The sequence below is a fragment of the Mesorhizobium sp. B2-3-15 genome (genome assembly GCF_006442875.1).
Lineage (GTDB): Bacteria > Pseudomonadota > Alphaproteobacteria > Rhizobiales > Rhizobiaceae > Mesorhizobium > Mesorhizobium australicum.
In genome coordinates this window covers 226,524-238,544 of record NZ_VFVO01000001.1, presented here as the reverse complement: position 1 = coordinate 238,544, position 12,021 = coordinate 226,524, and the positions used below count along the sequence as shown (strand labels likewise).

At 62.9% G+C, this 12,021-nt stretch carries 14 protein-coding genes; 7 read left to right on the top strand and 7 right to left on the bottom strand.

Annotation, left to right across the window (positions count from 1 at the left end; translation table 11 throughout):
• The first annotated feature begins 102 nt into the window (after nt 1-102).
• Nucleotides 103-288, top strand: a complete 186-nt coding sequence (locus FJ954_RS01130; protein ID WP_140660144.1) for a hypothetical protein — start codon at nt 103-105, stop codon at nt 286-288.
• On the top strand, nt 285-1,724 hold the full coding sequence (locus tag FJ954_RS01125; protein WP_140660143.1) for a GMC family oxidoreductase: 1,440 nt from the start codon (nt 285-287) through the stop codon (nt 1,722-1,724). The genes FJ954_RS01130 and FJ954_RS01125 overlap by 4 nt, the downstream gene beginning before the upstream one ends.
• A gap of 68 nt (nt 1,725-1,792) precedes the next feature.
• Here FJ954_RS01125 and FJ954_RS31425 read toward each other — a convergent pair whose 3' ends face one another.
• Complete coding sequence (locus tag FJ954_RS31425) at nt 1,793-1,960, bottom strand: hypothetical protein (RefSeq protein WP_015314421.1); 168 nt, start codon at nt 1,958-1,960, stop codon at nt 1,793-1,795.
• 94 nt (nt 1,961-2,054) lie between these two features.
• Between FJ954_RS31425 and FJ954_RS01120 the strand changes: the two genes are divergently transcribed.
• The gene (locus FJ954_RS01120; RefSeq protein WP_140660142.1) at nt 2,055-2,546 is read left to right on the top strand and encodes a MarR family transcriptional regulator; all 492 of its coding nucleotides are present in this window, start codon (nt 2,055-2,057) and stop codon (nt 2,544-2,546) included.
• 17 nt (nt 2,547-2,563) lie between these two features.
• Here FJ954_RS01120 and FJ954_RS01115 read toward each other — a convergent pair whose 3' ends face one another.
• The 3 genes from FJ954_RS01115 to FJ954_RS01105 form a co-directional block, all read right to left on the bottom strand.
• Nucleotides 2,564-3,532, bottom strand: coding sequence for an amino acid ABC transporter permease (locus FJ954_RS01115; RefSeq protein WP_140660141.1), 969 nt, complete (start codon nt 3,530-3,532; stop codon nt 2,564-2,566).
• Nucleotides 3,529-4,833, bottom strand: a complete 1,305-nt coding sequence (locus FJ954_RS01110; protein WP_140660140.1) for an FAD-binding oxidoreductase — start codon at nt 4,831-4,833, stop codon at nt 3,529-3,531. Before FJ954_RS01110 ends, FJ954_RS01115 begins: the two co-directional genes overlap by 4 nt.
• Before the next feature lie 77 nt (nt 4,834-4,910).
• Nucleotides 4,911-5,675, bottom strand: a complete 765-nt coding sequence (locus FJ954_RS01105; RefSeq protein ID WP_083883137.1) for a transporter substrate-binding domain-containing protein — start codon at nt 5,673-5,675, stop codon at nt 4,911-4,913.
• A 422-nt stretch (nt 5,676-6,097) separates the two neighbouring features.
• Here FJ954_RS01105 and FJ954_RS01100 point away from each other — a divergent pair, with 422 nt between their 5' ends.
• Nucleotides 6,098-6,544, top strand: coding sequence for an Lrp/AsnC family transcriptional regulator (locus tag FJ954_RS01100; protein ID WP_224525312.1), 447 nt, complete (start codon nt 6,098-6,100; stop codon nt 6,542-6,544).
• A gap of 135 nt (nt 6,545-6,679) precedes the next feature.
• On the opposite strand, the gene FJ954_RS01095 is transcribed toward FJ954_RS01100, so the two are convergent.
• The gene (locus FJ954_RS01095) at nt 6,680-7,312 is read right to left on the bottom strand and encodes a TetR/AcrR family transcriptional regulator (protein WP_015314415.1); all 633 of its coding nucleotides are present in this window, start codon (nt 7,310-7,312) and stop codon (nt 6,680-6,682) included.
• A 104-nt stretch (nt 7,313-7,416) separates the two neighbouring features.
• Here FJ954_RS01095 and FJ954_RS01090 point away from each other — a divergent pair, with 104 nt between their 5' ends.
• On the top strand, nt 7,417-7,821 hold the full coding sequence (locus FJ954_RS01090; RefSeq protein ID WP_140660138.1) for a VOC family protein: 405 nt from the start codon (nt 7,417-7,419) through the stop codon (nt 7,819-7,821).
• A 66-nt stretch (nt 7,822-7,887) separates the two neighbouring features.
• On the opposite strand, the gene phhA is transcribed toward FJ954_RS01090, so the two are convergent.
• On the bottom strand, nt 7,888-8,724 hold the full coding sequence (phhA, locus tag FJ954_RS01085; protein ID WP_140615206.1) for a phenylalanine 4-monooxygenase: 837 nt from the start codon (nt 8,722-8,724) through the stop codon (nt 7,888-7,890).
• Nucleotides 8,725-8,858: 134 nt separating this feature from the next.
• On the opposite strand from phhA, the gene FJ954_RS01080 reads away from it, so the two are divergent.
• Nucleotides 8,859-9,335, top strand: a complete 477-nt coding sequence (locus tag FJ954_RS01080; protein WP_140615204.1) for an Lrp/AsnC family transcriptional regulator — start codon at nt 8,859-8,861, stop codon at nt 9,333-9,335.
• A 109-nt stretch (nt 9,336-9,444) separates the two neighbouring features.
• Nucleotides 9,445-11,010, top strand: coding sequence for a magnesium-protoporphyrin IX monomethyl ester anaerobic oxidative cyclase (gene bchE / locus FJ954_RS01075; protein WP_140660137.1), 1,566 nt, complete (start codon nt 9,445-9,447; stop codon nt 11,008-11,010).
• Between the two features lie 8 nt (nt 11,011-11,018).
• Here the strand turns inward: bchE and argB are convergent, their stop codons facing one another.
• Nucleotides 11,019-11,912, bottom strand: a complete 894-nt coding sequence (argB, locus tag FJ954_RS01070; RefSeq protein WP_023772298.1) for an acetylglutamate kinase — start codon at nt 11,910-11,912, stop codon at nt 11,019-11,021.
• Nucleotides 11,913-12,021 lie beyond the last annotated feature (109 nt).

The following is a 12,021-nucleotide window of genomic DNA, read 5'->3' as shown; positions in this document are numbered from 1 at the left end:
CGCCTTGAGGCCATGCTTGGCACGATACTGGCTTCCGTGACGATGCGTGTGCCGTTCGGGGAATGTCATACGCGCATCGAAGTCCCAGCCGAGAGGCCTGCCATGAGTTTCTTGATCAAAAAAATGTCGCGCCGCACGCTCGTGCAGGCGCTGATCGCCCTGCCTGCCCTGTCCTTGTTCCGCAAGCTGCCTGATGTCGACGCCACCCATGCCGGTTCATCCCGGGCCAATCCCGACGAGATCGTCGAGGTCAATGGCTGGGTCCTGAAGCGGAGCGACCTGGCATGATCTTCGACAGCTACGACGCGTATCGCGCCGCCAATTTCGCGCCAAAGGTCTGTGTCCTTGGTTCCGGCCCCGCCGGCACCACGATCGCCAGGAAACTTGGCGCGGCCGGCATCCCGGTCGTGGTGCTGGAAGCCGGCTCGCGGGAATTCAGCGACGAGTCGCAGGATTTCTACCGCGGCACGACGGTCGGCGATTCCTACTTCGATCTCGATATCACGCGGTTGCGGTTCATGGGCGGCAGTTCCAATCACTGGGCCGGTTGGTGTCGCGTGCTCGACAAACAGGATTTCGAGCCGAAAGCCTGGGCACCGGACACCGGCTGGCCTATCCGGCGCGCCGACATCGAACCCTATCTTGCGGAAGTGCGCGATATCCTCGACCTTCCAGATTTCCGGCCAGATGTGCCGATCTCGGACGACATTCGCTGGGTGCAGCTGATCAAGAGCCCGGCGGTCCGGTTTGCAGAAAAGTTCGGCGACCAACTCGACCAGAGCAAAAACATCGCCGTCGTGCTCAACACCTACGCCACCGAGCTTGCCGGAGATGGCAAACGCGTGACCGGCGCCAGATTATGGTCCAACGGGCAGGGCGCCGGCTCGTTCAGCGCCGACTATTTCATCGTCTGCACCGGCGGACTGGAGAATTCCCGGCTGCTTTTGTGGTCCAACCGGCGCTCCAACGGCGGCGTCGTGCCGAACGCGACGGCGCTTGGCCGCTACTGGATGGAGCATCCGACCTTCGAGGGCGGCAATGCCATCCTGGCCGACGACGGCGCGTTCGAGGTCGATGCCGTCAAGGAGGCCTTCTTCTCGCCGATGGCTGCCGCGATGGAACGGCTCAGGATCATGAATTTCGGCATCAGGCTGATCGAGACTCCCTATCCGGGCGTCAAGAGCCTGATCGCTGATCTTGCCTGTACGGCGCCGCACATGGCGGAATGGGTGTCGGGCAAGCTCGACCAGAACCTGCGTTGCGCCGCTCAGCTTTATGTCGCCTGGGAACAGGCGCCGCTGGCTTCGAACCAGATCGAGCTGTCGAAAACCGAGGTCGACCATGCCGGCGTGCCGCGCATCGAACTGCACTGGAAGAAATCGGAACTGGAACGCCGCACCCTTCTCGAAGGCTTAAGGCTGTTCGGCACGACGCTTGCCCAGAAGAACCTGGGCCGGGTGCGCATTGCCGACTGGATCTCGAAGGGCGACGATTATCCGACCAACGAAGAGACGGCGGGCCACCATCATATGGGCGGCACGCGCATGGGCACCGACGTCACCAGGAGCGTGGTGGACGCCAACTGCAAGGTGCATGGCATGGACAATCTCTATGTCGGCGGCTCTTCGGTCTTTTGCACGTCGGGACAAGCCAATCCAACGACGACGATCACCGCGCTCGCCTGCCGGCTGGGTGAGCACCTGAGCAAGGTGGTCACGGTCTGAGCGCAGTCGTCGTCCCTGCTCGGATCACCACCCGTTCTGCCGACGCCAAGGATGGCGCCGGCAGAGGCTCAAAAGCCGTAGAGGGCGATGCGCACCAGCACGGCGGCGGCGGCGAGCGACACCAGCAGGATGCCGAGGCCGATAGGCGATCCCCAGCCGTACCATTCCATCGCCAGCTTCGCGTATCTGAACTCTTCCTCATGCGAGAGAGGCGTACGCTGTTGGATCAGGCTCATTTTCCACTCCTCGTTGGCGGCCGCCCCTTGCCTATCGCAAGCCGTGGCCGCATATTGCTATAATAGTCTAAATGTTAGACAGATTGATAATTAGATGATCGAACTAAATTCGTCAAGCGGAGATCGCGCCGAACTGGCCGCCGCGATCGGCCTTGCCATCATGCAGTGGCAGGACGCGACGCAGGCCTATGACGATGCGGTAGGCGCGAGACTCGGCCTCAACATGGCCGAGCGCCACTGTATCGGACTGCTGCATGGCGGCCCGCAATCGGCCGGCGCGATCGCGGCCGCGACCGGGCTGACGCCGGCCGCGGTGACCGCGCTGATCGATCGGCTGGAGGCGCGCGGTCTCTTGACGCGCACGCGCAGCCTCGAGGACAGGCGCAAGGTGGTTATCGAGGCAACGGAGACAACACGGGAGCTCTCGGCGCGCTATTACGGCGCCATCGCGCGGGAAGGTGAAAAGCTCATTGCCACGTTCGGCGACGCCGAGCTTGCCACCATCCGGCGCTTCGTCACCGCCGCGCTCGAGCTGCAGCGCGACGAGCTTGTGCGGCTGAAGGCCGAGGCACCGCAGCCGCGCTGATTTTAGGCGTCAAACCCCTAGCGGTCCGATCGGCCGAAGCGCCGTTCGAGATAGGCCTGGCCGAATTCCAGCGCGATCGACAGGATCCAATAGATCATCGAGGCGGTGATCAGCATCTCGATATGGCGGAACTCCGTCTGGCCCATCGTGCGGGCGAGATACATGATCTCCCAGACGCCGACGACCGACACCAGCGAGGAATCCTTCAGCATGGCGATGAACTGGTTGCCGGTCGGCGGGATGATGACGCGCATGGCCTGCGGCAGGATGACCAGCGCCATGGTCTGGCCGGGGCTCAGGCCGAGCGCCGTGGCGCCTTCGCTTTGGCCGCGCGGGATGCTTTCGATGCCGGCGCGGAAGATCTCGGTCATGTAGGCGCCATAACACAGCGACAACGCAACGATGCCGGCCGGCACCGCGCCGATCACATAGCCGACCTGCGGCAGGCCGAGATAGATGATGTAGATCTGCATCAGCAACGGCAGGCCGCGAAACAGCGACGTGTAGAAGGTGGCCAGCCCGTAGACGATGCCGTTGCCGGTCAGTTTGGCGATGGCCCCGACAAGCGCGATGGTCGTCGCGATGAGAATCGAGATCGCCGAAATGTAAAGCGTCGTGGTGACGCCCTGGGTGATCAGGAAGCCGACCTTCCTGGCAATGAAGGCAAAGGAGAGGTCGAAGGAATAGAAGAACAGCATCAGCAGCGCGAACAGCTCGATCCAGACGCCAGCGATCTGCTGGCGTCGGGGCAGGAGCAGCAGCAGCTTGCAATTCACCAGAACCAGGAGCGCGATCAACACGGCCGAGAGGGCGCGCGACAAGGCTGGATTGGCCTGCAACCAGTCGGATGCAAGCGGCATCACCGAGCCGATCCAGCTCGACTTGATGCCCATGGCGTAGAGGGCCGCGGCCAGCAGCGCGGGAAAAAGCGCTGCCGCCGCGTGGCGGGCAAGCGCTGGATGGGAGAGCATCAGCCTGCCGATCATGCCGTCACCTTGTCCTTGGTGGTGGCGCGGCGTTCCCGCCACCAGTCCTGCGCCTGCAATTTCCAGTAGGTGAGCTGCGCGGCGGCCAGGCCACCGGCGCCGCCGGCCCAGCTCAGTCCGAATGGCGCGAATTGCCGATACCGGTCCGAAGCGCCCAGAATGCCCTCGGCGACAATTTTTCCGGCAATCGCCGTGGTGTTGAGGCCATGGCCACCAAAAGCGGTGCAGTACCAGACGCCTGATTGCATCTCCCCGATCTGGGGCATCAGATGCCGGGCATAGGACATCAGCCCCGACCAGGCCAATTCGGTCTTGAGGCCGGCAAGCTGTGGGTAGGTGCCGACCATCTCGCGGCGCAATTCGCGCGCCAGCGCGTCGGCGGAAGCGGCACGCGTGGTGATGCGCCCGCCCCACAAAAGGCGATTGCCGCTCTCGACCAGACGATAATAGTCGCCGGCCCGCCTGTTGTCGCCGACGGCATCGGCGGTGGCGACGGCTTGCGCGATGAGGCGGGGAGCCGTCTCGGAAACCATCACATAGGTCGCGATGGGCAGAAAGGCGCGGTAGAGCTGGCCGAACACCGGGCCGGTATAGCCGCCGGTCGCGAGCACGATCTGGGGCGCCCGAAGCATGCCCTGGCTCGTGCGCAGCATCTTTTGCGGTCCCGACAGGTCGCATTGCACGACCTCGGAACTCTCATGGATCTTGCCGCCCAGCCGCTCGATCTCGTCGGCCAGGCAACGCAGATAGTTGAGCGGATGGATGTGAAAGGCGTTCGGGTCGCGCAGGCCCTGGTGGTAGCGAGCCGACTTCAGCATCGCGCGCACATCTTCGCCGCGCAGATATTGAAGCTCGTAACCATGGTCGCGTGCCATCTGGTCGGCATAGGCCTTCAGCGCATCGCCGCCGTCGTAGCGCAAGACGCTGAGCAGGCCGGCACGCGGCTGGGCGGCCGATATTCCGAGCGCTTCGATGGTGTCGCGCACGAATTCCATGCCTTCGATCGACAGCCGGTGCAGATCGCGCGCTGCCTCCCCGCCGACACGTGCGGCGATAGTGTCGCCGCCGGTGGCGAAGCCGGGCGTGACGAAGCCGCCATTGCGTCCCGAAGCGCCGAAACCGACGACCTGGGCTTCCAGCACGACGACGTGCAGTCCGGCGCGCGCCAGTTGCAGCGCTGTCGTCAGCCCGGCCAATCCGGCGCCGACGACGGCCACGTCACATCGCGCCTCGCCTTTGAGCGGGGGCCGCGTCTTCCGGTCGGTCAGGGTGCGGGCGTAATAGGTGTCCGGATAGGCCATGGCGACTTTGCGGTGAGGGCATTCATGAGGCGAGGTGACGCCCGCCGGCTGCCGAGGAGGCAGCCGGCGGAATGACATTACTTGGCGCTGTAGTCCTTGCCGTACCACTTCGTGGTCAGCGCGGCGAGCGTGCCGTCCGTCTTCATCTCGGTGATGATGCCGCCGACCTTCGCGGTCCACTCGGGATCCTTCTTCTCGGCGATGACGACGAGCGGCTCGCGGAAGGCGTACTCGCCTTCCAGGATCTTTACGGGATAGCCGTTCTTGATGGCATTCTGCGCCGTCTGTTCCGGCGCGATCACGGCATTCAGGCGCACGCCGTCGCCAAGCCGCAGGTCATCGAAGGGAAGCATGGAATCCGCGTAGGTGCGGATCTCGCCCGGCTCGAGCTTGTATTCGATGGGAGCCAGGCCAGGCGCGTCGATTTCGAGCTTGCGGCGGATGAAGTCCTCCGAGGTGGTGGCAGTCTCGACGCCGATGATCTTGCCGTTGAGATCGGCGACCGACTTCGCGCCGCTGTCCTTGTGCAGGACATAGACGTAGGGGCTGTAATAATAGATGCCGACAAAGTCGATCACCTTGGAGCGGGCTTTTGTCGGCGTGACCGATCCGACGCCAAGGTCGTAGCGTCCCTGCCAGCGCCCGCCGGTCAGCGTCGCCCAGTCGGGCGTTTCGAACGAGACCTCGACGCCAAGCCGCTTGCCGATCTCGCGCGAGACATCGATGTCGAAACCGGCGAGTTCGTTGCTGTCGTTGAGAAAGCTCTGTGGAGGCCAGGCCGCGTTGGTGGCGATGACCATCGCCTTTTTCGACGTGACGCGGTCCAGGGTTTCACCGGCCATGGCTGCCGTCGTGATGGCGAATGTCGCGGCGGCAAGAACGGCCAAATTGAGCAGTTTTTTCAAAGTTATCCCTCCCTTGTGGTTGAACTGATAGGTTGAGTGGCCGACGTCGAACCTCAGCGCTTCAGCTGCAGGTTCAACCGGATCGGTTTCGGACTTTGCCCATCACAGCCGAAGCTGATTCCCCCTGACGGACCGGCGTTCGTGACTCCAGACAGTCAGGTCGCAAAAAGAAGGGTTCCACCCGGCGAAATGCGGGATATTGGCGATCGCGCAGTCATTGCGTCCCTTGGGATGACAAAGTGCCGGATAGTTGGCCTTGTTCCGTTCGCCGCTGCCAGTATTGCGGATTGTCGCGGGGGCTGTTCAGCCGATAGGATCGCGCGGTGGTTACTAAGCGGATCGAGCGAGAGGTTTTGTTTGTGGAATTGACCGAGAAGGATCGTCAGTTGCTCGCGCTGATGCAGAAGAACGCGCGTGAGCCGGTCGCGTCACTGGCACGGCAGCTCGGCGTGTCGCGGACAGCGCTGCAGGAGCGGATCCAGAAGCTGGAGGCCGGCGGCATCATCGAAGGCTATACCGTGCGGCTGGCCAAGACGGTGGCCCAGAACGCCGTCCACTGTTTCACCCTCGCCTCCCTGAACAACAAGAGTTATCCGGACGTCTCCAGAAGGATCAAGGCGATGCCCTCGATCCAGGCGGTCTATGCCATAACCGGTGAATGGGATCTGATCATCCACCTTGCCGCCGAGACGCTCGAGAAGCTGAACCGGGAGGTGAATGCCCTGAATGAAATCAGCGGCGTCGTCAAAACCGCTTCCCACGTGGTGATGGAGACGAAGTTCAACCGGACCATCTACGCTCTGTAGGAATGGCGGAATGTCCCGGCGGCCGGCCGTTCCACTGGAACTTGTCGATCTGGTAGCCGGTGCGCATCACTGTTTGCAGGTCGAAAGGCACATGGTGGTGTCCTCGACCCCTGCAAACGTGGGCAGGGGACGCGACTAGTTCGGCTGGACTCCGTAGACGGCCAGAAATGCCTCCACCGAGGCATCCGCGTGGCGTTCCAGTTCGGCCTTGGAGCGCCGGTTGCCTCCCGTGAACATGGCTTCATTCATGGGGATCCAAAGAAGCATTCCAAAAAGATGGCTGGCTGCCAGATAGGGATCACTTGTTTGTATCAGTCCTCGACTGGTGAGTTTTTGAAAGCAGGACGCCGTCGAAGCAAGCATGCGCTCAAACCCCTTTTCGTACCAAGCGCGGCCAAGCTGCGGCATTCGATCCGCGTTGGCGATGATCAAGCGCCGCAGCTTCAACAACTCTTCATCCATGAGAACCGCTATCAGGCGTCGGGCAAGCTGCTGCAGGCCGCCTTCCATGAATTTCGCCTCGGAAAGCAGCGTCGTCACGGACTCGATGATGTCATTGACCTGGGTAGCGGTTGACAGAACGACTTCGCCAAACAGCGTCTCCTTGTCGGTGAAATGCTTGTAGACGGTCTGCTTGGAGGCCCCCGCCTTGGTGGCGATTTCCTCCATGCTGGTCCCGTCATATCCCTTGCTGGTGAACGCCGCCGTGGCCGCCTGGATGATCTCACGATCCTTGCGAGCCGATCTGGTCTCACCGTCGATTTTCATGGCGCCCTCTTAACCAGTACTAGACGGTACCGTTCTCTCGTGGTAGCCCCATGAAACGGTACTGGACTGACTAGTACCTGTCAACGAAGGCGAGGCTTAGACCGATGACCAAGATGATCTTCATAAATCTGCCGGTGCGGGATCTGCAGGCAGCGACCAATTTCTATCTCGCGATCGGGGGCACGCTCAATCCGCGGTTCTCGAACGACCAGGCCAGTTCGGTCATGTTTTCCGACGCGATCGGGGTGATGTTGCTGACGCACCAGCATTACGGCCAGTTCACAACCCGCCAGATCGGCGACGCCAGGCGTGACAGCCAGATGCTGATCGCACTCACAGCGAGCAGCAAGGACGAGGTCAATGCCACGATCGAGAAGGGCGTCGCGGCCGGCGGCCGCGCCGATCCCAACCCCGCTCAGGATCTCGGCTTCATGTTCAACCGCCACATCGAAGACCCTGACGGCAACGTCTGGGAGCTCCTGTGGATGAACCCCGCTGCCATGCAATAGCCCAGCGCGATCAAAGCGTCCAAAGCGCGTCGCGTTGAGACAGATTCATGCGACGCGCTTTATGTTTTAGACCGTCGCCGGGTCGAGCGCCGGCTGGCTCTTGCGGCGCGCGACGATCGCTTCGAAATCCGCCGTCTGGAAGGCATCGCGCAAGGCGTCGAAGGACGGCAACACGAAATAGGCGCGCTGGAACTTGTCGATCTCGTAGCCGGTGCGCATCACCGTTTCCAGGTCGAACGGTACATGGTGGGCGTCCTTGCTCTCGACAGCGAACTGCAACTCGGTGAACGACGACATCAGACCGGCGCCAAACGCCTTCAGCTTCTGGCCGTTCTCCTGCATCAGGCCATATTCGGCCGTGTACCAGTAGAGCCGGGTGATCATCTCGTCGCCGCCCAGCGCAATGATGTCGCCGGCCTTCTTGCCATACATCTGCATGAAATCGGCAAACACCGGCTGCGAGAGAACCGGCACATGGCCGAAGAAGTCATGGAACATGTCCGGCTCGACGACGTAGTCGAGTTCCTGCTTGGTCCGCAGCCAGTTGGTGACCGGGAAGCGGCGGTTGGCGAGGTGGTCGAAGAACGGTGCGGCCGGGATGAGGCCCGGCACGGCGACGATTTCCCAGCCGGTCAGCTTGCGCAGTTTGGTGCTGACGTCCTCGAAATCGGGGATGCAGTCGAGCAGGCCGAGCTTCTCGACGCCGTCGAGATAGGAGTGATGGGCGAGCTTTTGCGTCAGCTTGGTCTGGCGGTCGCACAGCGTGCGCCACACCGCCTGCTCCTCGGTCGAATAGTCATAAGCCTGCGCCACGGTGAAATCCGCGCGGCACACCGAATAGTCCCCGCGCAACCCTTGCGCCGCGCAGTCGCGGGCGTATTCGGCAACGCTCATCGTCGTCATGGGTTTTCTCCTCGCATCAATGGTTGACGTGCCGCAAGGCTAACCCGATCTGCCGAGGCAATTCGGTTTTGATGGTGGCTCCTCCGCCACATTCGAGATACTATTCACTCACAATTCACGTGGGAGGAGTGAAAATGCCTCAATTCGACGATTTCGAGATCAAGATGCTGGATGTCCTGCAACGCAACGGTCGCAAAGCCGTTTCCGAGCTGGCGCAGGAGGTCGGCCTCTCCACCACGCCCTGCGCGCGGCGCTTCGAGGCGCTGCAGGAAGCCGGCATCATCAAGGGCTTTGCCGCGGTGATCAGCCGCCGCGCCGTCGGCCTGATGGTCGAGGTATTCATCCAGGTGCGCCTCGTCAGCCACAGCGACGGCTCGCCCGAGAGCTTCATTGCCGCCGTTCAGCGCATGGATGAGGTGTCGTCGTGCTGGACGATGACCGGCGACCACGATTTCCTGCTGCATGTCATGGTGCCATCGGTCGACGAGCTCAACGCCTTCGTCATGCATCGGCTGATGCGGCTCGACGGCGTGCGCGACGTCCACACGCAACTGGTGCTGCAGAACATCAAGGGACCCGGCCACACGCCGCTCGCCCATCTCAGGCGGTGATGCGCATCCGCGTTTCTGCGGAAAAGCTGCAAGCAAACTGCTGAAACGGGCCAATCGGGCGGCACTATCGCCGGCCAGCATTGCGCGGACCAACTCCATGAGGTCCGCCATGAAAATCGTCCTGATCAATCCGCCGCACACCGCCATCGGCAGCCGCGTGCCGGACGATCACCTGCCGCCGCTTGGTCTGCTGGCGATCGGCGGCCCGCTGCTCGACGCCGGTCATCAGGTGCGGCTCGTCGATGCCGAGTTCGGGCCGATGCCGCTCGCCTCGGTTGTCGCGGAAGCCCTGAAGGACTGTCCCGACTTCGTTCTGATCGGCCATTCCGGCTCGACCTCGGCACATCCGACCGCCTTGTTGATCGCCGGGATGGTCAAGGCGCGCGCGCCGGCGACGATCATCCTCTATGGCGGCGTCTTCCCCACCTATCACTGGCGCGACATCCTGGCGTCAACCGACGCCTTCGACTTCATCGTGCGCGGCGAGGGCGAGGCGACCGTGGTGGCGCTGGTCGAGGCGCTGGAGATGCGCCAGCCGCCGGCAAGCGTTGCCGGCATCGCCTGCCGCGACGATCTTGACCGTCCCTTCGCTACGCAAGCGGCGATGACTATCGCCGACCTCGACGCCTACCGCGTCGGCTGGGAGCTGATCGACCACCGCAGATACAGCTACTGGGGAGGCAAGCGTGCGGTGGTCATGCAGTTTTCGCGCGGCTGCCCGCATCTGTGCAATTATTGCGGCCAGCGTGGCTTCTGGACCCGCTGGCGGCATCGCGACCCAGTCAAGTTCGCCAAGGAGATCGCCTGGCTGCACCGCGAGCATGGCGTCGAACTGATCAACCTGGCGGATGAAAATCCGACGGTTTCTAAAAAGGTATGGCGCGCCTTTCTCGAAGCCTTGATTGCCGAGAACGTGTCGGTGCTGATCGTCGGCTCGACCCGCGCCGACGATATCGTGCGCGATGCCGATATGCTGCACCTCTACCGCCAGGCCGGTGTCATCCGCTGGCTGCTCGGCATGGAAAACACCGACGAGCAGACGCTGCAATTGATCCGCAAGGGCGGCAGTACCTCGTCCGATCGTGAAGCGATACGGCTGCTGCGGAAGCACGGCATCCTGTCCATGGCAACCTGGGTCGCCGGCTTCGAGGATGAGGGATTTCGCGATCTGTGGCGCGGCTTTCGCCAGCTCCTCGCCTATGACCCCGACCAGATCCAGGCGCTCTATGTGACGCCGCATCGCTGGACGCCGTTTTTCCGCATCGCGCGGGATCGCAAGGTCATCCAGAGGGATGCCCGCCTGTGGGATTACAAGCACCAGGTGCTGCAGATGACCCGGCTGAAGCCGTGGATGCTGTTCTTCTCGGTCAAGCTGATTGAGCTCGCCGTGCAGTCGAGGCCGAAGGCGCTGGCGCGCATCCTGTTCCACCCCGATCCCGAGCAGCGGCATTCGATGCGCTGGTACACGCAGATGGGCCGCCGCGTCTGGTTCCGCGAGGTCTGGGGTTTTCTGGTGACCGACCGCCGGGTGAAAGGCGGCCCGACGCTCGCCGAATTCTGGGGCGCACCGCAGGACACCGAGGAGGAATCGATGGTTGTCGGGCGGCCAGTTACGAAGCCGGAGCTTCCCGCGGCCGTAAATCGCGGCCTGCCAGGCAGAAGATTAGCCGGCTGACAAGAGCATTATGGCACGATCAGTGTGCCGGCGCCGTGTTCGGTGAACAGTTCGAGCAGCACCGAATGCGGCGTCTTGCCGTTGAGGATGACGACGCCTTCGACGCCACGCTCGATCGCCTCGATGCAGGTCTCGACCTTGGGGATCATGCCGCCGGAAACCGTGCCGTCCTTGATCAGCGCCTTGGCCTCGGCGACCGTCAACTCGTCGATCAGCTTCTTGTCCTTGTCGAGCACGCCAGGCACGTCGGTGAGGAACAGCAGGCGCGAGGCCTTGCATGCGCCGGCGATGGCGCCGGCGAAAGTGTCGGCGTTGATGTTGTAGGTATGGCCATCGCGGCCGGGCGCGACCGGCGCCAGCACGGGGATCATTTCGGAGCGCGCCAGAAGGTCGAGCAGCGTGCGGTCGACCTCGACCGGCTCGCCGACGAAGCCGAGATCGAGCACGCGCTCGATGTTGGAATCGGGGTCGATCATCGTCTTGCGGGCCTTTTCGGCGAACACCATGTTGCCGTCCTTGCCGCACAGGCCGATCGCCCATTCGCCCTCGGCGTTGATCAGCGCGACGATCTCCTTGTTGATCGACCCGGCCAGCACCATCTCGACGATCTCGACCGTCTTCTGGTCGGTGACGCGCAGGCCGCCCTCGAACTTGGATTCGATGCCCATCTTGGCCAGCATGGCGCCGATCTGCGGTCCGCCGCCATGGACGACGATCGGGTTGACACCGGACTGCTTGAGCAGCGCGATGTCGCGGGCGAAGGCCTTGCCGAGTTCGAGATCGCCCATGGCATGGCCGCCATATTTCACCACGACCGTCTTGTGCTCGTAGCGCTGCATGTAGGGCAGCGCGCGCGACAAGAGGGCGGCCTGCATTTCGGCGGTGGCGGCGACGTCCGTCATCGGCGTGGTTCCCTGGCATTTGGTTTTATGCATGTCGGTTCCCAAACCGCTGGGCACTTTTGGGCGACATGCATCAGGTAAGGACGGCGGCGTCTTAGCGGGAATTGAC

Excerpts from the sequence above, each read along its gene's own strand:
- phhA (WP_140615206.1), bottom strand. The coding sequence starts at position 8,724 with ATGACGACGATGAGCGTTGCCGAATACGCCCGCGACTGCGCGGCGCAA.
- FJ954_RS01080 (WP_140615204.1), top strand. The coding sequence starts at position 8,859 with ATGCCTCAATTCGACGATTTCGAGATCAAGATGCTGGATGTCCTGCAA.
- FJ954_RS01115 (WP_140660141.1), bottom strand. The coding sequence starts at position 3,532 with ATGATCGGCAGGCTGATGCTCTCCCATCCAGCGCTTGCCCGCCACGCG.
- FJ954_RS01130 (WP_140660144.1), top strand. The coding sequence starts at position 103 with ATGAGTTTCTTGATCAAAAAAATGTCGCGCCGCACGCTCGTGCAGGCG.
- FJ954_RS01105 (WP_083883137.1), bottom strand. The coding sequence starts at position 5,675 with ATGGCCGGTGAAACCCTGGACCGCGTCACGTCGAAAAAGGCGATGGTC.
- FJ954_RS01095 (WP_015314415.1), bottom strand. The coding sequence starts at position 7,312 with ATGAAAATCGACGGTGAGACCAGATCGGCTCGCAAGGATCGTGAGATC.
- FJ954_RS01120 (WP_140660142.1), top strand. The coding sequence starts at position 2,055 with ATGATCGAACTAAATTCGTCAAGCGGAGATCGCGCCGAACTGGCCGCC.
- bchE (WP_140660137.1), top strand. The coding sequence starts at position 9,445 with ATGAAAATCGTCCTGATCAATCCGCCGCACACCGCCATCGGCAGCCGC.
- FJ954_RS31425 (WP_015314421.1), bottom strand. The coding sequence starts at position 1,960 with ATGAGCCTGATCCAACAGCGTACGCCTCTCTCGCATGAGGAAGAGTTC.
- FJ954_RS01090 (WP_140660138.1), top strand. The coding sequence starts at position 7,417 with ATGACCAAGATGATCTTCATAAATCTGCCGGTGCGGGATCTGCAGGCA.
- FJ954_RS01125 (WP_140660143.1), top strand. The coding sequence starts at position 285 with ATGATCTTCGACAGCTACGACGCGTATCGCGCCGCCAATTTCGCGCCA.
- argB (WP_023772298.1), bottom strand. The coding sequence starts at position 11,912 with ATGACGGACGTCGCCGCCACCGCCGAAATGCAGGCCGCCCTCTTGTCG.
- FJ954_RS01110 (WP_140660140.1), bottom strand. The coding sequence starts at position 4,833 with ATGGCCTATCCGGACACCTATTACGCCCGCACCCTGACCGACCGGAAG.